The organism is Bradyrhizobium sp. KBS0727, assembly GCF_005937885.2.
In the GTDB taxonomy this organism is placed as follows: Bacteria; Pseudomonadota; Alphaproteobacteria; order Rhizobiales; family Xanthobacteraceae; genus Bradyrhizobium.
This window is the reverse complement of the sequence record NZ_CP042176.1, coordinates 1-21,781: the sequence shown is the minus strand read 5'-3', so window position 1 is coordinate 21,781 and position 21,781 is coordinate 1. Positions and strand designations below refer to the sequence as shown.

Below are 21,781 nucleotides of genomic sequence, written 5' to 3'. Positions count from 1 at the left end.
CGCCGCGCTGGATTCCCTGATGCCGCTTACGACTCTCGATATCGCCTTGCGCGGCGCCACCGTGGCGCTGCTGCTGGTGCTCGCCGCATCGCTGTTTCGCGGGTTCGGATCCGTGCTCGCCGGACGGCTGGCCGCGGCCTTTGCGCTGGGCTCGGTGGCGCATGCGGTGAGCTATTCGATCGGGTCGACATCACAGGTGTCGATCGCGCATGCGCCGCTGATCGCGCTGTCGACCGGCAATGTCGTGGTGTTCTGGTTGTTCACGCGCGCATTGTTCGACGAGACGTTCAAGCTGCGTGCGTGGCATGGGCTGGTGTGGACGGCGGTTGCGGCGTTCAGCTTCGTCAATTGCCTATGGATCGCGCCGGCCAGCGGCGGCAGCGCGCGGCTGTCGATCATCGCGATCAATCTGATCGCGCTCGGCTTCATCGCGTTGGCCGTCGCGCAGACCATTGCTTCCTGGTCGTCGGATCTGGTCGAGCGGCGCCGTGGCGTGCGCGTCTTCATCGTCGGCGCCGCCGCATTGTATGGCGGCTTGAATGCGATCCTGCAGATTCTCTGGTCCGGCGGCAGCGCTGAAATCGCCAATACGGTGAATTCGGTCGCGCTTGCCGCCGTGGTCGCCGCGATCTCGTTTGCGATGATGCGCGTCGACGGCGCCGAGCTGTTTCCAGTCACGCCCGCGGTCCAGCCCGATCCGGTCGTTGTGGATGCTAGCGCGGACCAGAAACTGGTCGATGCGCTGATGCGGCTGATGGCGGACGAGCGCATCTACCGCCATGACAACATCTCGATCGGCATGCTGGCGACCAAGCTCAAAATTCCCGAATACCGGTTGCGGCGGCTGATCAACCAGCGGCTCGGCTATCGCAATTTCAACGTCTTCCTCAACGCGCACCGGATCGCGGAGGCCAAGGCGGCGCTGGCTGATCCCAGCCAGGCCGAAGTCCCCGTCATTACCATTGCGATGGACGCTGGATTCCAGTCGCTAGGGCCGTTCAACCGCGCCTTCAAGGCGACCACCGGCGTCACGCCATCAGAATATCGCAAGCTCAAGGCCAACGCGGCCTGAACCTTATTCCATTGTAGTTATTGAACTATTTCGGAATCGGCGAGGCGCTTCAAAATTCCGGCTACGGCGATTTCCAAATCCGGCGAGCGGCGTGCGCGCGATCGTCGTCAATGGCCGGCACGCGCTGATGCGTCATGCCGGAGAGCCCCAAATGCCCCAAATGACCCGACGAAAACTCACCCTCATCCTCGCCGCCACCACGGCGCTCAGCGCCCTGGCGTTGTCCGCGGCGCGAGCCCGCGACGTGCCTGTTGTCGCAACCGGATTCATCGCCAACGTGCTCTGTTCGGAGACCTTCGTGTCGGGCTTTGAGCCGGAGCGGATCCTGTCGGAAACGACGGACGCGATGCCCGGCGCCAACCTGATAGCCTGGGCGATGGACTACAGGGTCGATCGGGCGCGCCGCGATGTCACCGTGACGCTGTTCGGCCTCAGCAAAAGCCACGCGGTCTATCGCGAGGGTCTCGGCTGTTATCTCGACCATGGCGATGCGGTCGCCGATATCTCACTGCCGGCGGACGACATCAAGCCATCGCAGGTGCTATTGCCCGATATCGCCGGACCCGCCGTGGTCGCGCCGGCAACGCCACAACTCGCCGCCGCGCTCGATCGCGCCTTCGCCGAGCCGGAGCAGTCGCCGCGTCGCCACACCAGGGCAATTGTCGTGCTGAAGGACGGTCACGTCGTCGCCGAACGCTATGCCGACGGCTTCGGCATCGATACGCCGATCCTCGGCTTCTCCTCGACCAAGTCGGTGATCTCGGCGCTGACAGGCATTCTGGTGCGCAAGGGCGCGCTGACATCAGATAAGCCCGTGCCGGTCGCGGCATGGCAAGGCGCCGGCGATCCGCGGGGCGCGATTACGGTCGATCATCTCTTGCGTCACACCGCGGGGCTTGCGATCGGCAGTTCGCTCGAGGCGTCGCTCGGCGCCGCGTTCGAGCCGGTCAATCGCATGAAGTTCATGGAATCGGACATGGCCTCCTTTGCCGAGAGCCTCGATCTCGCGACTCCGCCGGGAGCTACGTGGAATTACAATGACGGCAATTTCATCATCCTGTCGCACCTGATCCGCAACGCGGCCGGCGGCAAAGCCGCCGATGTCATCCGGTTCGCGCGGCAGGAACTGTTCGCGCCGCTGGGCATGCGCAACGTCACGATCGAGTTCGACGCCTCGGGCAATCCGGAAGGGTCGAGCCAGATGCTGGCGAGCGCACGCGACTGGGCGCGCTTCGGCGCGCTGTATCTGAACGACGGTGTGGTTGGCGGAAAACGCATCTTGCCCGAGGGATGGGTGAACTATTCGGCCTCGCCGACGAAAAATGCCTGGGTCGGCTACGGCGCGGGCTTCTGGACCAACCTCGGCGACAGTTTTGGCGCGTCCCACCGCGTCGAGCACGGCTGGCCGCGCGACGCGTTCTTCGCCAAGGGCACGATCGGACAATATGTGATCATCATCCCGTCGGAACGGTTGGTGATCGTGCGGCTCGGCCGCTCGCCGAACTGGCCGCCGGAAGCCGACGGCGTGTTCGACCTGGTGCGCGACGTCGTCGCCGCGACCGGCAACAAGGCGAAGCTCGCAGGCGGCAATTGAGAGGTGGCGACCGGAAGCAAGCGAATGTGAATTGAATCACGCGGAAGAACCCGCGAGTCATGATATCGCACCGCCATCGATCGATGGCGGTGCGATTGCCGTGTCAACGATCCCCGCACTGCAAGCCTGTTCAGCCGGAGAAAACCATGACCAAAGCCTATTGGATCGTGCACGTGTCGGTTCACAATCGGGAGCGCTACCCCGAATATCTGGCGGCGGCGCTGCCGGTGTTCGAGAAATTCGGCGCCAATTTCATCGTGCGCGGCGGCGCCTATCAGGTGATGGAGGGAAATGAGCGGGAGCGCAATTTCGTCATCGAGTTCAAAGATCACGCGACCGCGATGGCCTGCTATGAGAGCCCGGAATATCAGGCGGCCGTCCGAATCCGGCAGAAATATTCCGACACCGACCTGATCATCATCGACGGCCCTGCTTGAGAGCTTCGCAATTCCTTCGTCATGCCCGGGCTTGTCCCGGGCATCCACGTCTTAGCTATATCGGCTCAAGAAAAGACGTGGATGGCCGGGCATAGGCGAGCGGTAGCGACGCCGTCCTTCAAACGGCTAAGCCCGGCCATGATGGAAGATAACTCGTTATTGCCGACCGAGCTGCGTTGCCGTCTCGACCTTGTCGAATCTCTCGAGCGAGAGGATCGCATCTGCAAGCTGGTCGGCGCGGCCGTTCAGCACGGGGCGGGCGAGCGTCAGGAACTTCTGCTGCATCGCCTGCGCGTCCGGAAACGAATCCGGCTCGCCGGAGGGATCGGCATAGAGCCGCTCGTGCACACCGTCATCGGTGGTGATGGAGACGCGCGCACCGAACGGATGGGTGCGGCCGATCTCGAGGCGGTCGTCCTGCACCACGTCGAACTTGTCGGCCAGCGCGTTGACGGCGGCGTCACCGAGCCGCTCGTAATCGTCCCAGCCGAACCGGCCCTGATCCAGCGCCAGCGCGCCGGTAAAGAACATCGAGAACTGTCCGCCGACGATCGAGGTCGGATGGCGCTTGGTGGCGGCGTCGCCGGTCAGCGTGATGCCGTTGCGGTGCAGGCCGATCTCGACGCGCTTGATCTGGTCCGGCGTCAGGTTGTGCTCCCTGCGCATCGCGATCAGCGCATCGAGCGCGGCATGGGTGTAGCGGCAGCTCGGATAGGGTTTCACGCCGATCCGCAGCGTCTCGTAGATCTTGCCGAGCCCGGCGGTCGCCTTGTCTGGATGCGCGTCGTCGGTATAGCCGACCAAGAGGCCGTGCTTGCCCTCGATGGATTCGGAAGCGCCGACGAAATCGTTGCGCGCCAGGGTAGCTGCGATCACGCCGTTCATCGCGGCGGCGCCGACCTGGTAGCGCTTGTTCCAGGCGCCGTTGACCAGGAATTGCAACGAGCCCGCCGCCTGGCTGCCCGACACACCAAACGCGGCGATGATCTGGTCCTTCGACAGGCCGAACAGCTTGGCCGCAGCGGCCGCCGCGCCATAGGTTCCCGCGGTCGCGGTCGGATGAAAGCCTTTCGCATAATGCGAGGTCGGATCGAGCGCGTTGCCGAGCCGGCAGCACACTTCATACCCCGCCACGATCGCCGTCAGCACGTCGCGGCCGGAGGCGCCGACCATTTCGCCGACCGCGAACGCCGCCGGCACCACGGGCGCGCTCGGATGCAGCGAGGAGTCGGCATGGGTGTCGTCGAAATCGAGGGAATGGCCGAGCGCGCCGTTGAGCAAAGCGGCGACCGCGGGCGTCCAGGTCTTGCTGTCGCCGAACACGGTGGCCTCGCCCTTGCCGTCCAGCGCCAGTGCTTCCAGCATCTTGAGCAGCGACGGCGTCGATTCCGCGTCGCGCCGGGCCCGGATCGTGCTGCCGAGGAAGTCGAGCGTCAGCACCTTGGCGCGCTCCAGTACCTCACGCGGGATATCGGTGAATTTCAGGTCGGCGACATAGGCTGCCAGCGTTGCGGTTTCATGGGCCATCGTGTTTCCTCGATTTTGTCAAACAGGGTAGGCGGGCTGAATTGACCTTTCAAGCCGCCATTCGGCCCGGGCATCAGCTATGCTTCGGGTCGTCTAGCACGGAAGAGATCGGCGGATTCTGGAATGCAGCGCATGATGGCCTTCGTAAAACGCATGCTCGGATCGTTCTGGGCGCGCAAGATCCAGTTGGCGCTCGCGGTCCGGATCGCGGTTGCGGCTGTTGCCGCCTACGTGGTCGCGGTCGCCTTGCATCTGATGCTGCCGCTCTGGGCGGTGCTGACCTCGCTGATCGTCAGCCAGATGAGCGTCGGCCGGTCGCTGAAGGCGACCCGCGACTACATGCTCGGCACGATCGGCGGTGCGATCTATGGCGGCGCCATCGCGGTGTTGATCCCGCATTCGGGTGAGGGCAGTCTGCTGGCGCTGCTGGTGCTGGCAGTGACGCCGTTGGCCTTCGTTGCCGCGATCAATCCAAGCCTGAACTCCGCAACCGTGACCGCGGTGATCGTGCTGCTGGTCCCGACCATGAACCATGCCAACCCGCTGGATTCGGCGTTCGATCGCGTCATCGAGGTCACCGTCGGCGCGCTTACTGGCCTCCTGGTGTCGTTCCTGGTGCTGCCGTCGCGGGCGATCAGCCAGATCCGCGTCAACGCCGCGACGTTGCTGGAACTGCTCGCGGCCGCCTTCGCCGAATTGCTGGCGGGGCTGACGCGCGGCCTCGACAACGACGCCCTGCACCGGATTCAGGACGGCATCGGCGTCGCGGTGACCGGTCTGCACGCGACCGGTGCCGAGGCCGAGCGCGAGCGCGCCGCGCATCTGTCGGGCGGTCCGGACACCGGCCCGTTGCTGCGCACGATCCAGCGGCTGCGCCACGACGTCGTGATGATCGGCCGCGCCAGCGTGGTGCCGCTGCCCGCCAGTGTGCAAGTGCGGCTGGCGCGGCCGTTGTCCGATATCAGCAAGGCGATCGTCGACTTCATGCGCGCGGTCGCCGCATCGCTGCGCAACGGCAGCGGCACGGTAAACATCCGGTCCGTCGATGATGCGCTACAGGCTTACGCGGCCGAAGTCGCCGCCGTGCGAAGCGAGGGCCTGATCCGTGGCCTGCCCGGCGATGTCGCCGAACGATTCTTCGCACTGGGATTTTCGCTGGAGCAGATGCGCCAGAATCTGAACGATCTCGACCGTTGCCATGATGAGTGGTGTGCGAACGCGATTACGAAGCAGGCCGCCGCGAAGGGCTAATCAGAATAACGGCCTGGCGTCAGCCGGCAACCTGACGCAGCAAAGCTGGCGCGATCAGCCGGTGAAACGGCATGATGATGGTAAGGTAGGTCCGGCCGAACCAGTTATGGGTCTTGACCAGTGTGGTGAGGGTGACCTGCCGGACGCCTTCGGGGGCGGTCACGTCGATCACGACGCGAAAGTCGAGATGGCTGTCGTTGAAACCGGCGATCAGACGATCCGGGGTTTCGCTCAGCACCGGAAAGATCCCGATCATGCCCCTTGGCGCTGGCGCGCCCTCGCCGGAAGTCTTCAACCCCAGCGGCGACACCACAAAATTGCGCAGCGACAACAGCGCGTCCACCCAGCGCGGCTGGCTCGCCAGCATGCGCTCGCCGGCATGCCGCGCATCCAGATTGCGGTCGCCGGTTTCGATGCGGAAGGCGTCAACGAATTGCGCGCCGGCCAGCAGCGCATCGGTATCAACGGCCGGGGTGATTTCCTGGACAGTCATTGGAAGTGCAGCTTGCGCGCCAGCGACCGGAATCGCAAGACCAGAAGCGTGGCGTAAACCGCGGTCCCGACCGAAAGCCCGATCCAGACGCCGATCGCGCCCACCGGCGTGTGGAAGGCGAGCCACCAGGCGCAGGGAAAGCCGATCAGCCAATAGCTGATGGTGGCGAACACCAGCGGCAGGCGGGTGTCGTTCATGCCGCGGAGCGAGCCGGCGGCGATGGTCTGGATCGCGTCGGCGACAAAAAAGGTCGATCCGACCAGCAGCAATGTCGCGGACAGCTCGGCCGTGGCGTCGGTGCTCTCGCCGAGAAATATTTTCGCGATCCCGAACCGGCTGAGAATCACGGCCAGCGTCAGCGCGGCGCCGATGGCGATGCCGAGCCACGTCGCCACCAGGCCGGCGCGGCGGACCCCGCTCGCATCGCTGCGGCCAATGGCGTGGCCGACCCGTACCGTGGCGGCGATGCTGATGCCGAACGGCACCATGAACAGGATTGCGGCGACCTGCAGCGCGATCTGATGTGCCGCCAGTGCTGTCGTGCTGATCACGCCCATCAGCAGACCCGCGGCGCCGAACAGGCCGTATTCGAGCAGGAACGAGATCGAGATCGGTGCGCCGATCACGACGAGTTGTCGCATCAGGCCCCAGTCGATGCGCCAGAGGTGTCCGAGCGCGTGAAATTTCCGGAACGGACGGCGGCGCGCGACGAACCACAGCGCCGCCAAGAGCGTGCCGAAGTTGACGATGGAGGTCGCAAGTCCCGCGCCGATCAGTCCGAGATTCGGCAGGCCGAACGCGCCGTACAGCAACAGGTAGACCAGCAGCGCATTGGCCGGGATCGCGGCCAGCGTGATCCACAGGATCGGCTCCGGCCGGTTGACCGCGCTCATGAAGCCGCGGATCGCGAGAAACCACAGCGCGGGCAGGATGCTCCAGGTCAGCCCGAGCAGATATTGCTGCGCCAGATGCGCGGTCACCGGCGACTGACCCAGCATCAGCAGGATCGGCTCGCCGCGGAACGAAAGCGCCATCATCGGCAGCGCGATGAACAGCGCGGCCCACAGGCCGACGCGGAGCGAACGGCGAATGCGATGCGGATTGCGGGCGCCGAACGCCTGCGCTGCCAGCGGCGCGACCGCGGATACCAGCCCCATGCCGAAGGTGAAGCTGACGAAGAAGACGGTGTGCGCCAGCGACGCTGCGGCCACGGCCTCGCTGCCGAAGCGGCCGATCAGCGCAATGTCGGTCGTCATCATCGCGATCTGCCCGAGCTGCGTCAGCGCGATCGGGATGGCAAGCTTCAGCGTCTCGCCGAGTTCGGTGGCGAGATGATGGCTGCCCGTCATCGCGACAGGCGGCGCGATCGAAGCAGTTTCGATTTTGTCTGATAGGGCCATACGATAAACACCAGCATTGTCGCGCGGTATCGCCGCCGTTCATCCCGCCGGTGCCGGTCTGTTTAACGGATAGCGCAAAGCGTGCAATCACGATTAATTGCGAAAACTAGGGAATGATCATCGACGGCTCGCCATCAATCCGGCGCGGCTCGATTTCATTGAAGCCCAGATCGATTCTCCTTATTCGCCGGTTCCGGACGCGGGTCGGCAAAACCGTTGTGTGCAAGCGCGCCGGATGCGGCGAAGTGCAGGGTGGGGCGCTTATCTCCTGACCGTGATGGACTCGGTTGGAAAAATCTGGGCCTGCCGGCGTTGAAGCCCGGGCGGAGGGGCATAAGGATAACCGATGCAATATGAAACTAGCGACACCATCACCAAGGTTCCCGCCGTCACGCTTGGCTTCTGGATCATCAAGATCATCGCGACGACGCTCGGCGAGACGGGCGGCGATGCGCTTTCGATGACGCTGAACTGGGGCTACGCGTTCAGCAGCGCCCTGTTCATCGGCATATTCGTTGTTGCCGTCGCCGCCCAGATCAAGGCGAGGCGTTTCCATCCATTCCTGTATTGGGCGGTGATCGTCGCGACGACCACCGCCGGCACCACGATGGCGGACTTTGCCGATCGCTCGCTGGGCATCGGTTATCCCGGCGGGTCGCTGATCCTGGTCGCCTGTCTAATGGCCTCTCTCGGCGTCTGGTACGTGCAGGCCGGGTCAATTTCGGTGGAAACGGTCGTCTCGCCCAAGATCGAAATGTTCTACTGGACCGCGATCCTGTTCTCGCAAACGCTCGGTACGGCGCTCGGCGACTGGATGGCCGATACCAATGGACTGGGCTATGAACGCGGCGCGCTCGTCTTCGCGGCCGGATTGATGGCCGTCGCCGTCGCATATTTCTTCACCGGCACTTCCCGCACGTGGCTGTTCTGGGCCGCCTTCATCCTGACGCGGCCACTCGGCGCCACCGTCGGCGATTTTCTCGACAAGCCCGTGGCAAACGGCGGATTGGCCTTCGGACGCTTCTATGCGTCGGCAATCCTGGCGACGTTGATTGTGGGGCTGATTGTGTTTCTGCCACAGCGGGCCGGACGACATCCGGCGACCGCTCCCGAAACTTGAACAGGTGGCGCCAGGCGGCTGCCTTGATCAACCCGCGCCGAGGGCCACGGCGAGATGGTAGGCGAGAAACGACCCGGCATAGGCCAGCGCCAGCATGTAGCCGAAGGTGACGGCCATCCATTTCCAGCTACCGGTCTCGCGGCGGATCACCGCGAGCGTCGATGCGCACTGCGGCGCAAAGATGTACCAGACGAGCAATGATATCGCGGTGGCGAGGCTCCAGTTGTGGGCCAACACCTCGCCGATCCGGTCGGCGGCTTCCTTGCCGCCTTCGATCGCGTAGACCGTTCCCAGCGCCGCGACCGCGACTTCGCGCGCGGCCATGCCGGGGATCAGCGCGACCGCGATCTGCCAATTGAAGCCGAGCGGCGCCAACGCAGGCTCGATGGCATGCCCGATGATGGCGGCGAGACTGTAATTGATGGCAGGCCCTGCCGCGCCCGCCGGCGGCTGCGGGAACGACGCCAGAAACCAGATCAGCACCATCATCGAGAAGATCGTCGTTCCGGCGCGGTACAGGAACGCCTTGGCGCGCATATAGATGCCGAGCGCGATGCTCTTGGCGCGCGGCCATTTGTAATCCGGCAGCTCCATCATGAACGGCGAGGGCTCGTAGTCCCGTCCCATCACGAACTTGGCGATGAACGATACCGAGAGCGCGCTGGCGATGCCGGCGGCATAGAGGCCGAACATCACGAGGCCCTGAAGATTGATCAGGCCGAACACCTCGCGTTGCGGAACGAAGGCGGAAATGATCAGCGTGTAGACCGGGATGCGGGCCGAGCAGGTCATCAGCGGCGCGATCAGGATCGTGGTCAGCCGGTCGCGGCGGTTGTCGATGACGCGCGCGGCCATGATCCCGGGAATGGCGCAGGCAAAGCTCGACAGCAACGGGATGAAGGCGCGGCCATGCAGCCCGGCGCCGCCCATGATGCGATCCATCAGGAACGCGGCGCGCGCCATGTAGCCGAAGTCTTCCAGCATCAGGATGAAGAAGAACAGGATGACGATCTGCGGCAGGAAAACGATGACGCTGCCGACCCCGGAGATGACGCCGTTCTGCACGAAGCTCTGCAGCAGGCCGTCGGGCAGGATCGAATGGGCCAGTTGACCGAGCGTGGCAAAGCTGTCCGACAGCAATTCCATCAGCGGCTGCGCCCAACTGAAGACCGCCTGGAACATGACGAACAGGATCGCCAGCAGGATCAGCAGGCCGGCGACCGGCTGCAGCACCACGGAATCGATCCGGTTGGTCAGGTTATCGGGCTTCGCCGGTGCGGTGACGGCGCCGGCGATGATGCGGTCAGCATCCCGTTGCAGCGCGCGGAGCTCGGACGTCGAAAGCGGCCGCCATGTATTGGAGGTGACTCCGCCGGGCAGCACCGGCGCGAACCGGTCGAGCTGCTGCAACAGTTCGGCGGTGCCGCCCTTGCGGACTGAAACCGCCGTCGTCACGGCAATGCCGAGCTCCGATGCGAGGCGATCGGTATCGATCGTGATGCCGCGGTGGCGCGCCAGGTCGAACATGTTGAGAACCAGCAACATCGGCCGGCCGACCCGCTTCAGCTCCAGAACCAGGCGAATGCTGAGGCGGAGATTGGTTGAGTCCGCCACGCAGACGATGCAGTCGGGGGTGGCTTCCTCCCGTACGCCGAGAACCACGTCGCGCGTGATTTCCTCGTCCGGACTGCGGCCCCGGAGCGAATAGGTGCCGGGCAGATCGACGATCGCGACGCTGCGCCCGGCCGGCGTCACGAACGCCCCCGATTTCCGCTCGACGGTCACGCCGGGATAATTGGCGGAGCGCTGCCGGCTGCCGGTAAGGGCGTTAAACAACGCGGTCTTGCCGCTGTTCGGGGTTCCGACCAGCGAGAGATTCAGTGGTGTGAGTTGCGCGTCCATCGGATCAGTCGACGATAACAGCCATCGCCTCGCGCCGGCGGATCGCGACGGTTGCGTTATTGACGCGGACCGCGATCGGGTCGCGGCCGAACATGCCTTCGTGCAGCACCTCGACCCGCGCGTCCTCGACGAAACCCATTTCGATGAGACGGCTTTCCAGTTCCACAGGGGCCAGCACGGAAGTGCTGGCTGCCGCGTCGATGGCGCGTATCCGGCCGATGAAACCGCGCTGGGCCTGTCCGAGCGGCAAGGTCTTGGTCATGGAGTGGGCTCGATCTCGATGGAGGATCTGGACCGTAGATAGGCTAATTCCGGACGCGGCGTGCGACCGCACCCGCTCCATAATTTAGAATCCCTATAAGTTAAGCCGGGAATATTCCGAGGAGGCGGCATTTGGCCCGCATTTGCGGAGATATGCGGCGGCGGCCTATCAGCTATCGCGCGCCGGCACGCGGGTGATCCGGGCGCCGAGCGCATTGAGCCGCTCCTCGATCCGTTCATAACCGCGCTCGATCTGGTCGGCGTTGTTGATGGTGGAGGTACCCTCCGCGGCCACGGCGGCCAGCAGCATGGCCATGCCGGCGCGGATGTCGGGCGACGTCATCAGCGCGCCGCGCAGCCGGCTCGGGCCGGCCACGATCGCCCGGTGCGGGTCGCACAGCACGATGCGGGCGCCCATCGAGATCAGCTTGTCGACAAAGAACATCCGCGACTCGAACATCTTCTCGAACATCAGGATGACGCCGTCGCACTGGGTCGCGGTGACGATCGCGATCGACATCAGGTCGGCCGGGAAGGCGGGCCAGGGCTGGTCCTCGAGCTTCGGCACATGGCCGCCGAAATCGTCGTGGATCTTCATGGCCTGGCCGGAGGGCACGATGAGGTCGTCGCCCTCGACGCCGCAGACGATGCCGAGCCGCTCAAAGCCCATTCGGATCGAGCGCAGATGCTCGACACCGGCCCGCGCGATTCTTAGCGGCGACCGTGTCACCGCAGCGAGCCCGATCAGCGAGCCGACCTCGATATGGTCGGGCTGGATCACGTAACGTGCGCCGCCGAGCTTGGCCGGGCCGTGCACGATGATGGTGTTGGTGCCGATGCCCTCGATCTTGGCGCCGAGCGCGACCAGGAAGTGGGCAAGGTCCTGCACATGCGGCTCGGAAGCGGCGTTACGCAGATGAGTGGTGCCGTGGGCGGCGACGGCGGCGACCAGTGCGTTCTCGGTGGCGGTGACGCTGGGTTCGTCGAGGAAGACGTCGGCGCCCTTGAGGCGGCTGGCGCGGAATTCAAGCCGGTGGGTCGCGGTGACGGTGGCACCGAGCTGTTCGAAGGCGAGGAAATGCGTGTCGAGGCGGCGGCGGCCGATGACGTCGCCGCCGGGCGGCGGCAGCGCCACCTCGCCGCAGCGGGCCAGCAGTGGCCCGGCCAGCAGGATCGAGGCGCGGATCCGCGCGCAAAGTTCGGGATCGAGATCGGCGGCGCGGACCTCCCTGGCGTGGATCTCCAGCGTATTGCGCTCCAGCCATTCGGCGGAAGCGCCGACCGAGCGGATCAGTTCGACCAGCGTCTCGGTATCGCGGATGCGCGGAACGTTCTCCAGCGTGACCTTGTGCTCGGTGAGCAAAGCGGCGGCGATGATCGGCAGCGCGGCGTTCTTGTTGCCGGACGGCTCGATCGTACCGCTAAGCCGATGGCCGCCTTCAACGATGTACTGAACGGGCGCCACAGGTGCTCGGTGCCTCACACGTCTACGGTGGCGTTGAGCGAATTTTCCTGGATGAATTCCCGGCGCGGCTCGACCACGTCACCCATCAGCTTGGTGAAGATGTCGTCGGCCTCGTCGACCTCCTTGATCTTCACCTGCAACAGCGAGCGCTCGTTGGTGTCGAGCGTGGTGGTCCAGAGCTGTTCCGGATTCATCTCGCCGAGGCCTTTGTAGCGCTGCAGCGTCACGCCCTTGCGCGCAGCGTCGGTCACCGCCTCGAACAGGCTGACCGGACCATAAATGGCGATCTCCGCGTCTTTGCGGCGCAGAATTCCGGTCCGCGGATAAACGTCTTGCAGCGTCTTACGGTATTCATGGAGCTTACGCGCGTCGGCCGACCCAAGGAACGCATCGTCGATAAGGGCGACATCCTTGACCCCACGCACTGTGCGTTCGAATGCGAAGCCTTGCCCTTCCACGAACTGTCCTGTCCAGCCTCGTTCGACTTCATCGGCTTGGCTGTCCAATCGCGTCGCCATGTATTGCGCGGCGGCACCGGCCTTTTCCGGATCGCTGTAAATTTCCTTGCCGAACATCCCTGCGATAGCGGCCTGTTCGACCACCTTGCGATTATAACGGCTGTGCAGATTGTTCAGGATGCCGCGGATGATACGCGCATCCTCCACCAGCGACTGCAGGTCCTGGCCGGCGCGTTCCGAGCCGGTCGCCGGCCGGAAGACGCAGTCGTCGAGACCCGTGGTGATCAGGTAGTCCTCCAGCGCGCGCTCGTCCTTCAGGTACTGCTCGGACTTGCCGCGGCTCACCTTGTAGAGCGGCGGCTGCGCAATATAGAGATGACCGCGATCGATCAGTTCGCGCATCTGCCGGTAGAAGAACGTCAGCAGCAGCGTGCGGATATGGGCGCCGTCGACGTCGGCGTCCGTCATCACGATGATCTTGTGATAACGCAGCTTGTCGGCGGAGAAATCGTCGCTGATGCCGGTGCCGAGCGCCGTGATCAGCGTGCCGATCTGCTCGCTCGACAGCATCTTGTCGGTGCGGACGCGCTCGACGTTGAGGATCTTGCCGCGCAGCGGCAGCACTGCCTGGAATTCGCGGTTGCGGCCCTGCTTGGCGCTGCCGCCTGCCGAGTCGCCCTCGACGATGAACAGTTCAGACTTGGCGGGATCCTTTTCCTGGCAGTCGGCGAGCTTGCCGGGCAGCGAGGTCATGCCGAGCGGGCTCTTGCGCGTCAGTTCGCGCGCCTTGCGGGCGGCTTCGCGCGCAGCAGCGGCCTGGATCACCTTGCCGACGATCACTTTGGCCTCAGACGGATGTTCCTCGAACCACGCCGCCAGCGCCTCGTTGAGGACGTTCTCGACCACCGGGCGGACTTCCGAGGAAACCAGCTTGTCTTTCGTCTGCGAGGAGAATTTCGGGTCCGGCACCTTCACCGAAAGCACGGCGGTGAGGCCTTCGCGGCAATCGTCGCCGGTCAGCGCGATCTTTTCCTTCTTGGCGTTGGCTTCGGCGTAGCCGTTGACCTGGCGGGTCAGCGCGCCGCGGAAACCGGCCAGATGGGTGCCGCCGTCACGCTGCGGGATGTTGTTGGTGAAGCACAGCACGTTCTCGTGGTAGCTGTCGTTCCACCACAGCGCGGCCTCGACGCCGATGTCGTTCAACTCCGCGCGGACCATGATCGGTGCGGGCACGATCGCCTTCTTGTTGCGGTCGAGATATTTGACGAATTCCTCGACGCCGCCGACATAATGCATCGCTTCGCGCTTCTCGACGGCGTGACGCATGTCGGAGAGAACGATGTTGACGCCCGAGTTCAGGAACGCGAGCTCGCGCAGCCGGTGCTCCAGCGTGGCGAAATCATATTCGATGTTGGTGAAGGTTTCGGTGGAGGCAAGGAAGGTCACCTCGGTGCCGCGCTTGCCGTTGGCCTCGCCAACCTCGACGAGCGGAGCGACCGCATCGCCATGGGCGAACTGGATGTAGTGCTCCTTGCCGTCGCGCCAGACCCGCAATTCCAGCTTGCTCGAGAGCGCGTTGACGACGGAGACGCCGACGCCGTGCAGGCCGCCGGAAACCTTGTAGGAGTTCTGGTCGAACTTTCCGCCCGCATGCAGCTGGGTCATGATGACCTCGGCCGCGGAAATGCCTTCGCCCTTGTGAATGCCGACGGGAATGCCGCGGCCGTCGTCGCGCACGGTCACCGAACCGTCGGCGTTGAGGACGACCTCGACGGCGGTGGCGTGGCCGGCGAGCGCTTCGTCGATGGCGTTGTCGACGACTTCATAGACCATGTGATGCAGGCCGGAACCGTCATCGGTGTCGCCGATATACATGCCCGGCCGCTTGCGCACGGCGTCGAGACCCTTCAGCACCCGGATCGATTCCGCGCCATACTCAACGGGAATGGAATGCTCAGTATCGGCAGGGGTCTGCCGGGCAGGTTCTGTCATGTGAGGCCTTCGAGGGTAACCCGAATCAGCTGCGCAAGATGAGGCGCTGATCGGTCTATTTGTGCCATGAAAGGGGCATTGCGCCTAGCGCAAAGTCTCCATCCACAAGTCTTTGAATAAATAAGACTATTTTGCCCTTTTTCAAGGCGCCAAAAGGTCGATTTCAAGGGCTTTGAAAAGCGCGATTCGGGCGCTGATTCTCGAGGCCCCGGAGCTTGATTTGAGGAAGCCTCGCGGCTGCGCTTGACGGTCCGGCTCCGATGACGGCGCGGTGCGCTTCACCACCATGCGAAGCGCCGGCAGTCGCGCGCGAGGCGCCCGCGACTGCCGGACGGAGCGGCATCAATACATGTGCAGCGGCAGCACGTCGCCGCCCGGCGCCACCATCAACCCCCAGGTATCGCCTGCGTCGATCTCGATCTGGTTGGTGCGTGTCGGCCCGCCGGCGACCTTCAGCGTGTATTGATACTTGCCTGGCGGCAGATCGAGCATCGGCGGCTTGGGCGATTGGGGGCCGCCGGCGCCGCCGGCGATCTTGATCGTCTGTTTGTTGATCGAGACCGTAGCTTCGCCGCCGCCGAGATTGCCGAACACCAGTTTGGCCTGACCCGGCTTCGGTACGAAATCGGCCTTGGCGGCCACGGCCGGATATTTCTGCGCGAGGCTGACCGAGGTCTCGCCATTGCTGCGGCCGAGTTTCAGCGTGGCCGGTCCGTCGGGAGAGATGAACGCCAGTTGCACCTGGTCCGGCGTCACGACAGCGCCTTCGGTTGCTTCCTTCCAGCCGAGTTTGCCGAGTTCGGTGCGGTAGAAACCAAGCACGTTGTTGAGTTCGGCCGGGATGCTGGCCTCAAGCTCCTTCCGGATCGGCGCATTGCTGCCGGGGACCTTTCCGGTACCGATCGAACTCATCGTATGCTGCTTCGGCACCGGTAAAGCGGAATCGGCATCGGCTTCGAGAACCTGATCCGTTCCCTTATCCGTTCCCTTATCCGCCGGTTCGCTGGAGACCCGAGCACCGGCCGCGGTGGGCTTGCCCGCCGTTTTGGCGTTCGCCATCACCAGGCCCGACCCATCGGCGCTGACATTGACCTTGGGGCCCATCTGCATGGCCGTGAACGACAGCGCCTTGCCGCCTCGGGAAAATTCCATCACCACCATGTTGGACTTGTTGATCACCGAAGGCTGTTCCTTCCAGCCCTGCGATTTCAGCGAGTCGCGGTAGAACCCTGCGATGACCCTGACGCTGGAAGAGGAATCGAATTCGAGCCGGCCGTCGGCGCCGTCGAACTTCACGTTTTCCGCGTTCTCCGGCAGCGGCACCGGCTTCGAATTGTCGGCGAGCGCGTGCAAGGGCGCGTCCGACAGGTTGGCAGCCTGGGCTGTGCGCCGCACCTCATCGGCCGCGATGACCTGCTTTGCGGCGGCTTCGGCGTTTTTGAAGAAATTATCGTCGGCGTCCTTCTTGGCCTTCGCGCGTGCGGCGATCGCGGATTCCTTCAGTTGCGTGGCAAGGTTGGCGAGCGTCATGTCGTATCGGCGGCCGAGCTTGAGCACCGCGTTCTCTTCCGCGGAAGAGAAATTCAGGGTCACTTCGTCGGCGGTGATCACCGCGCCTGCAGCCTCTTCCTTCCAGTTCCGCGCCGCGAGCTCCTTGCGAAAGAAGGCCAGTGTTGGTGCCAGCTCGGCGATCACGGCGACCTCGAGCTTGCGGCGCGGCGAGTTGGAATCGCCGATGCTTTGCGCGGTCTTGCTCGGCTTCGGCCGCGGCAGGGCGGCCATTTCGGAATCGGCTTCCAGCGTCTGCGGCAGCGCGAACGGCGCCACGCGGATATCCACGGCGGTCCGGCCGTCGTCGCGGCGCTGCAGCGTCAGCATCACTGGCGCTTGCCGATAGAAGCCGGTGCCGTCGTCATGGCTGTAATAGGCGCGTGCGCCGTTCTCGACCCTTTCGCTCAATAGCGCGTTGGGCCAGCGCGCAACTGCGTCGGTGGCGGAGAGCGGCTTCCAGCCGATCGCGGCCATCTCCTTGCGATAGAAGTCGAGGGTGACGTCGAACGCGGCCGGCGCAATGCAGCCGAGATAGGGCCGGTGCTCGTCGAAGATGATATCCGTCGCATCAGGCGGGAACGGCACGTTCGCGGTAATGCGCTCGGCGGAGTAATACACCGCCGATTGGTCGGGGCGGCCGAGGCCTTGGCTGAAGGAAACGTACAGCCCCTGCTGGGCCTTCTTGAAGGTCAGCGACGAACTCTTCTCGTCGAGCGGCCGCAGATAGGGCACCCAGCCGTCGGTGGCGAGCAGCTTTCGGGTGGCGGCGGTGGTGATCGCGACCACGGTCGGAACGCCATATTTCAGGCGATAGGATTCGGTGCGGGCGACATCTTCCACCGCGCCGTCGAGGCGCGGCAGCGAGCGGACGTCGACCATGCCGTCGTCGGCTCTCGCGATCGACACAGCGCCGGCAGCGAACAGCAATATCAGCGGCAGCATGCGGGCTCGGGCCGGGATGATCCGGCACTTGGTCTCAGGCATGTTCATCTCCGGTATTGGCTGCGCCATGGATGGCCGCGCGCGATCGCGGCGGCCGCGGCGCCCGTGACGCCGTCCCCGGAAGCTAGTCGTGCCGATGAAGGATTAGGTTCAAGCCCGGCGTTACCGGGCGCGGCGGCTGACCTTGCCGGATTCCACGTCGAAAACCTCGCCGGATCCGCCAAGGTCGACAAAGGCCGCGGGGTCGGCGCCGGACATCCAGACCTGCGCGCCCAGTTTCGCGAGCTCGTCGAACAGCGCCTTGCGCCGGTTCGGGTCGAGATGCGCCACCACTTCGTCGAGCAGCAACAGCGGCACGATGCCGGTCATCTCGGCGACCAGCGTGGCATGGGCCAGCACCAGCCCGATCAGGAGCGCCTTCTGTTCGCCGGTCGAGGCGTCGCGGGCCGGCATGTGCTTCGGCGCGTAAACCACTTCGAGATCGGTGAGGTGAGGGCCGTCGAGCGTGCGTCCGGCGGCGGCGTCGCGGGCGCGGCCGGCGCGCAGGATCTCGCGGTAACGGTCCTCGACGGCGGTGGCGGGTTCGTTGACCAGCGCATTTTCCATCCAGCCGTCGAGCATGATCTGCGCGGACGGAAAGGCGGAATCCTTGCCACGCTCGCGCAGCATCGCTGCGAGTTTCGTCACGGTCTGGCCGCGGCTGGCGGCGACCGCGACCGCAAGTTCGGCGGTTTCGCGTTCGATCGCGTCGCACCAGTGGTCGTCGTAATTGCGCACCTCGAGCAGCCGGTTGCGCGAGCGCAACGAGCGCTCCAGCGCCGACACCCGGCTGGAATGCTCACTGTCGATCGCCAGCACCAGCCGGTCGAAGAAGCGCCGTCGTTCGGAAGCCGCCCCCATGAACAGCCCGTCCATCGCGGGCGTCAGCCAGACCATGCGCAGGTGATCGCCGAAAGCGGTCGCCGAACCCACCGGCTCGCGGTCGATGCGGCAGCGCCGGCTCGACGAGGCGGCCTCCGCGGCCGGCGCGTCGATCCCGGTGCCGAGCGTGGCGAGCCCGAGCGCGCCCTCGACCTCGGCGGATACCGCCCAGGAGCCGTCGCCCTGGTTGTCGGCGACATCCTCCAGCGTCGCACGCCGCAGGCCGCGTCCCGGCGACAGAAACGAGATCGCCTCCAGGCAATTGGTCTTGCCGGCGCCGTTCGGCCCCACCAGCGCCACGACGTCGCCCCGCGCCTGCACGCTCGCCGCCCGGTAATTGCGGAAATGCGTCAGCGTCAGCTTGTGAATGCGGGAGGGGGTCATGGGGATCCTTCGTCATGCCCGGCGAAAGCATGTCTGCTTCCGCAGACTGCGTAAACTGGTCTGCGGTGCCGGGCATCCACGTCCTTGCTGCGTCCAAGACGTGGATGGCCGGGACAAGCCCGGCCATGACGCAATCTAACTACTGTGGAAGCAAACAGAAAGCCTACACCCGCATCGGCATCAGTACGTAGAGCGCGCCCTTGTTGTCCTTGTCCTGCACCAGCGTCGGCGAGCCGGGGTCGGCGAGGCGGAGCACGGCGACTTCGCCTTCGATCTGGGCGGCGATATCGAGCAGGTAGCGGGAGTTGAAGCCGATATCGAGCGCGTCGGAGGCGTATTCGACCTCGAGCTCTTCGGTGGCGCTGCCGGAATCCGGGTTGGTCACCGACAGCACCAGCTTGCCGGGCGACAGCGCGAGCTTCACTGCGCGGCCGCGTTCGCTCGAAATCGTCGAGACGCGGTCGACGGCGGCTTCGAAATCCTTCTTGTCGACGATCAGTTCCTTGTCGTTGTTCTGCGGAATGACGCGGCCGTAATCCGGGAAAGTGCCGTCGATCAGCTTCGAGGTCAGCACCACATTGCCGATGGTGAAGCGGATCTTGCCCTGCGATAGTTCGATGGTGACTTCGGCCTCATTGTCCTCGATCAGCCGCTGCACCTCGCCGACGGTCTTGCGCGGCACGATCACGCCGGGCATGCCGGTGGCGCCCTTGGGCAGCACGAGATCGATCTGCGCCAGGCGGTGTCCGTCGGTCGCCACGCCGCGAAGCGTCGCCGCCTTGGCGCTGCCGGCGGCGTGCAGGTAGATGCCGTTGAGATAATAACGGGTCTCTTCGGTGGAGATCGCAAATTGGGTGCGGTCGATCAGCCGCTTGACGTCGGCGGCGGCCAGCGCGAACGAATGCGTCATGTCGCCGGCGGCCAGATCCGGAAAGTCGCTCTCGGGCAGGGTCTGCAACGTGAAGCGCGAGCGCCCCGCCTTGATCGCCAGCACCGAACGGTCGCCGTCGGCTTCCAGAACGATCTGCGCGCCGTCGGGCAGCTTGCGGACGATGTCGTAGAACATGTGTGCCGGAACCGTGGTCGAGCCGCCGGTCGCGGTCTCCGCCGCCAGCGTCTCCGTCACCTCGAGGTCGAGGTCGGTCGCCTTCAGCGCCAGCTTGGCGTTTTCGGCGCGGATCAGCACGTTGCCGAGGATCGGGATGGTGTTGCGGCGCTCCACCACGCGATGGACGTGGCCCAGCGATTTCAGGAGTTGCGCGCGCTCGACGGTGACCTTCATTGCATTACCCGCCAGATACCTAAGATGGAAAAGCCGGGCGGCCCTGAAAGGCGCGCCGCGGCAATTGAAACCCGAAAAGCCCGATCAAGCGTGAATTTGATCAAACCCGCGGGGGGACCGCAAGGTGGCGCGGATAGGCCCCGAGCGCAAGGGAGCGCAGCACCGTTCCCCTACGTTTTGCGCGAAGGAAAACGTTCTCCCGTCCCCGCCCAACCCGGGTTTACCCGAGTTGGGCATCATAATTATCGAAGTCGGATAAATCCGGCTTCGATTGGAAACGGGCCGGGAGAACAAGAATTCATTCCTGCAGTTGCCGCTTCAGCGACTCGACCTCTTCGGACAGCGCCACGTCCTTGGAAACCAGTGCCTCGATCTTGCGCACGGCGTGCAGCACCGTGGTGTGGTCGCGGCCGCCGAACCGCCGCCCGATTTCGGGCAGCGAGCGCAAGGTCAGGGTCTTGGCCAGATACATCGCGACCTGGCGCGGCCGGACGACGTTCGCGGTCCGCCGGGACGACAGCAGGTCCGAGCGGCTCACATTATACTGCCGGGCCACCACCCGCTGGATGTCCTCGATCTTGATCCGTTTGGGTTCCTGCGGACGGACCAGGTCGCGGACTTCGCGCTCGGCCATTTCCAGGGTCACCGGCGTGGCGTTGAGCTTGGAGTGCGCGAGCAGGCGGTTGATGGCGCCTTCGAGGTCGCGGCCGTTATGGGTGATGGTGCGGGCCAGATAATCCAGCACCGCTTCCGGCACGTCGAAGCTTGCATGATGCGCGCGCGCCGCAGCGACCCGCGATTTCAGGATTCCGAGCCGCAGCTCTTCGCCGAGCGATCCCATCTCCACGACGAGGCCGCCGGCCAGCCGCGAGCGGACGCGGTCGTCGAGGCTTTCGAGATCGGACGGCGGCCGGTCGGCGGCGATCACGACCTGGCGGCCGGCGTCGATCAGCGCATTCAGCGTGTGACAGAACTCGGCCTGGGTCGACTTGCCCTGCAGGAACTGGAGGTCGTCGATGACGAGCACGTCGATGCCGCGCAGGGCCTCCTTGAACGCCAGCGCGGTCTGCGTCTTGAGCGCGGCGACGAAGCCATACATGAACTTCTCGGCGGTGAGATACAGCACCTTGCGCTCGCTGCCGGAGTTGCCGGCCCAGGTCACGGCCTGCAGCAGATGGGTTTTGCCAAGGCCGACGCCGGCGTGAATATAGAGTGGGTTGAACATCACGGCATCGCCGCGGCGCCCCTCGGCGACCTGGCGTGCCGCCGCATGGGCCAGCGTGTTGGAGCGGCCGATCACAAAACTTGCAAAGGTCAGCCGCGGATCGAGCGGCGAGCCGCCAAGCGCATCATGGTTGGCGGACACCGGCGCGGTCGCGGTCGAACGCAATTCCGGCGCGGGACGGCCATCGGCGCGCTCGACGCGGCGCTGATCCGACGGCGCGGCGGCCTCCTTGACGGGGGTCGCGCAGCGCATCGCCGTGCGCACGGTGAGGTCGATCCGGTGCACTTCCGGCATCTCGGCCTGCCAGCAGGTCAGGACACGGTCGGCATAATGCGCTTGAATCCAGCTCTTCAGGAAGCGGGTCGGAACCGACAGATGGACGCTTTCATCCTGCACCGCTTCGAGGTCCATGCGGGCAAACCAGCTCGAATAAACGTCCTCACCCACACTGGTCCGTAGCCGTCCCTTCACGCGAGCCCAGCGATCCTGTTCCATATTTGTCAT

Annotated in this window: 16 protein-coding genes; 5 read left to right on the top strand and 11 right to left on the bottom strand. The window is 64.9% G+C overall.

Annotation, left to right across the window (positions count from 1 at the left end; all coding sequences use genetic code 11):
* Positions 1-19: 19 nt before the first annotated feature.
* The 3 genes from FFI89_RS00080 (at position 20) to FFI89_RS00070 (ending at position 3,103) form a co-directional block, all read left to right on the top strand.
* The gene (locus tag FFI89_RS00080; protein ID WP_138831843.1) at positions 20-1,072 is read left to right on the top strand and encodes a helix-turn-helix domain-containing protein; all 1,053 of its coding nucleotides are present in this window, start codon (positions 20-22) and stop codon (positions 1,070-1,072) included.
* Positions 1,073-1,232: 160 nt separating this feature from the next.
* The gene (locus FFI89_RS00075) at positions 1,233-2,666 is read left to right on the top strand and encodes a serine hydrolase (protein ID WP_168213136.1); all 1,434 of its coding nucleotides are present in this window, start codon (positions 1,233-1,235) and stop codon (positions 2,664-2,666) included.
* 146 nt (positions 2,667-2,812) lie between these two features.
* The gene (locus tag FFI89_RS00070; protein WP_138831841.1) at positions 2,813-3,103 is read left to right on the top strand and encodes a DUF1330 domain-containing protein; all 291 of its coding nucleotides are present in this window, start codon (positions 2,813-2,815) and stop codon (positions 3,101-3,103) included.
* A 156-nt stretch (positions 3,104-3,259) separates the two neighbouring features.
* Here FFI89_RS00070 and FFI89_RS00065 read toward each other — a convergent pair whose 3' ends face one another.
* Positions 3,260-4,630, bottom strand: a complete 1,371-nt coding sequence (locus FFI89_RS00065) for an MmgE/PrpD family protein (protein ID WP_138831840.1) — start codon at positions 4,628-4,630, stop codon at positions 3,260-3,262.
* A gap of 135 nt (positions 4,631-4,765) precedes the next feature.
* Here FFI89_RS00065 and FFI89_RS00060 point away from each other — a divergent pair, with 135 nt between their 5' ends.
* Positions 4,766-5,881 (top strand): FUSC family protein, encoded by a 1,116-nt coding sequence (locus FFI89_RS00060; protein WP_138835968.1) that lies wholly within the window; start codon positions 4,766-4,768, stop codon positions 5,879-5,881.
* Between the two features lie 19 nt (positions 5,882-5,900).
* Here the strand turns inward: FFI89_RS00060 and FFI89_RS00055 are convergent, their stop codons facing one another.
* Positions 5,901-6,374 carry a DUF2867 domain-containing protein gene (locus FFI89_RS00055; RefSeq protein WP_138831839.1) on the bottom strand — a complete coding sequence of 158 codons (474 nt, stop codon included), beginning with the start codon at positions 6,372-6,374 and terminating at the stop codon, positions 5,901-5,903.
* The gene (locus FFI89_RS00050; RefSeq protein WP_138831838.1) at positions 6,371-7,774 is read right to left on the bottom strand and encodes an MATE family efflux transporter; all 1,404 of its coding nucleotides are present in this window, start codon (positions 7,772-7,774) and stop codon (positions 6,371-6,373) included. Before FFI89_RS00050 ends, FFI89_RS00055 begins: the two co-directional genes overlap by 4 nt.
* A gap of 346 nt (positions 7,775-8,120) precedes the next feature.
* On the opposite strand from FFI89_RS00050, the gene FFI89_RS00045 reads away from it, so the two are divergent.
* On the top strand, positions 8,121-8,894 hold the full coding sequence (locus FFI89_RS00045; RefSeq protein ID WP_138831837.1) for a hypothetical protein: 774 nt from the start codon (positions 8,121-8,123) through the stop codon (positions 8,892-8,894).
* A 27-nt stretch (positions 8,895-8,921) separates the two neighbouring features.
* On the opposite strand, the gene FFI89_RS00040 is transcribed toward FFI89_RS00045, so the two are convergent.
* From FFI89_RS00040 to dnaA, 8 genes are all read right to left on the bottom strand, one after another.
* Positions 8,922-10,796, bottom strand: coding sequence for a ferrous iron transporter B (locus tag FFI89_RS00040; RefSeq protein WP_138831836.1), 1,875 nt, complete (start codon positions 10,794-10,796; stop codon positions 8,922-8,924).
* Positions 10,797-10,800: 4 nt separating this feature from the next.
* Positions 10,801-11,058, bottom strand: coding sequence for a FeoA family protein (locus tag FFI89_RS00035; protein ID WP_138831835.1), 258 nt, complete (start codon positions 11,056-11,058; stop codon positions 10,801-10,803).
* A gap of 168 nt (positions 11,059-11,226) precedes the next feature.
* Positions 11,227-12,522: a UDP-N-acetylglucosamine 1-carboxyvinyltransferase gene (murA, locus tag FFI89_RS00030; protein WP_138831834.1), complete on the bottom strand. Its 1,296-nt coding sequence runs from the start codon at positions 12,520-12,522 to the stop codon at positions 11,227-11,229.
* 14 nt (positions 12,523-12,536) lie between these two features.
* Complete coding sequence (gyrB, locus tag FFI89_RS00025; RefSeq protein ID WP_138831833.1) at positions 12,537-14,972, bottom strand: DNA topoisomerase (ATP-hydrolyzing) subunit B; 2,436 nt, start codon at positions 14,970-14,972, stop codon at positions 12,537-12,539.
* Between the two features lie 342 nt (positions 14,973-15,314).
* Positions 15,315-17,507, bottom strand: a complete 2,193-nt coding sequence (locus FFI89_RS00020; protein ID WP_371722301.1) for a hypothetical protein — start codon at positions 17,505-17,507, stop codon at positions 15,315-15,317.
* Between the two features lie 120 nt (positions 17,508-17,627).
* The gene (gene recF, locus FFI89_RS00015; RefSeq protein WP_138831832.1) at positions 17,628-18,770 is read right to left on the bottom strand and encodes a DNA replication/repair protein RecF; all 1,143 of its coding nucleotides are present in this window, start codon (positions 18,768-18,770) and stop codon (positions 17,628-17,630) included.
* 163 nt (positions 18,771-18,933) lie between these two features.
* Positions 18,934-20,052 carry a DNA polymerase III subunit beta gene (gene dnaN / locus FFI89_RS00010; RefSeq protein WP_138831831.1) on the bottom strand — a complete coding sequence of 373 codons (1,119 nt, stop codon included), beginning with the start codon at positions 20,050-20,052 and terminating at the stop codon, positions 18,934-18,936.
* 298 nt (positions 20,053-20,350) lie between these two features.
* A complete protein-coding gene (gene dnaA / locus FFI89_RS00005) occupies positions 20,351-21,781 on the bottom strand; it encodes a chromosomal replication initiator protein DnaA (RefSeq protein WP_138831830.1) in 1,431 nt (476 codons plus the stop codon).

Coding starts and splice junctions, on each gene's coding strand:
- FFI89_RS00065 (WP_138831840.1), bottom strand. CDS start 4,630: ATGGCCCATGAAACCGCAACGCTGGCAGCCTATGTCGCCGACCTGAAA.
- FFI89_RS00040 (WP_138831836.1), bottom strand. CDS start 10,796: ATGGACGCGCAACTCACACCACTGAATCTCTCGCTGGTCGGAACCCCG.
- FFI89_RS00020 (WP_371722301.1), bottom strand. CDS start 17,507: ATGCCTGAGACCAAGTGCCGGATCATCCCGGCCCGAGCCCGCATGCTG.
- recF (WP_138831832.1), bottom strand. CDS start 18,770: ATGACCCCCTCCCGCATTCACAAGCTGACGCTGACGCATTTCCGCAAT.
- FFI89_RS00050 (WP_138831838.1), bottom strand. CDS start 7,774: ATGGCCCTATCAGACAAAATCGAAACTGCTTCGATCGCGCCGCCTGTC.
- FFI89_RS00045 (WP_138831837.1), top strand. CDS start 8,121: ATGCAATATGAAACTAGCGACACCATCACCAAGGTTCCCGCCGTCACG.
- dnaN (WP_138831831.1), bottom strand. CDS start 20,052: ATGAAGGTCACCGTCGAGCGCGCGCAACTCCTGAAATCGCTGGGCCAC.
- FFI89_RS00075 (WP_168213136.1), top strand. CDS start 1,233: ATGACCCGACGAAAACTCACCCTCATCCTCGCCGCCACCACGGCGCTC.
- FFI89_RS00080 (WP_138831843.1), top strand. CDS start 20: ATGCCGCTTACGACTCTCGATATCGCCTTGCGCGGCGCCACCGTGGCG.
- FFI89_RS00060 (WP_138835968.1), top strand. CDS start 4,766: ATGGCCTTCGTAAAACGCATGCTCGGATCGTTCTGGGCGCGCAAGATC.
- FFI89_RS00070 (WP_138831841.1), top strand. CDS start 2,813: ATGACCAAAGCCTATTGGATCGTGCACGTGTCGGTTCACAATCGGGAG.
- FFI89_RS00055 (WP_138831839.1), bottom strand. CDS start 6,374: ATGACTGTCCAGGAAATCACCCCGGCCGTTGATACCGATGCGCTGCTG.
- dnaA (WP_138831830.1), bottom strand. CDS start 21,781: ATGACAAATATGGAACAGGATCGCTGGGCTCGCGTGAAGGGACGGCTA.
- FFI89_RS00035 (WP_138831835.1), bottom strand. CDS start 11,058: ATGACCAAGACCTTGCCGCTCGGACAGGCCCAGCGCGGTTTCATCGGC.
- gyrB (WP_138831833.1), bottom strand. CDS start 14,972: ATGACAGAACCTGCCCGGCAGACCCCTGCCGATACTGAGCATTCCATT.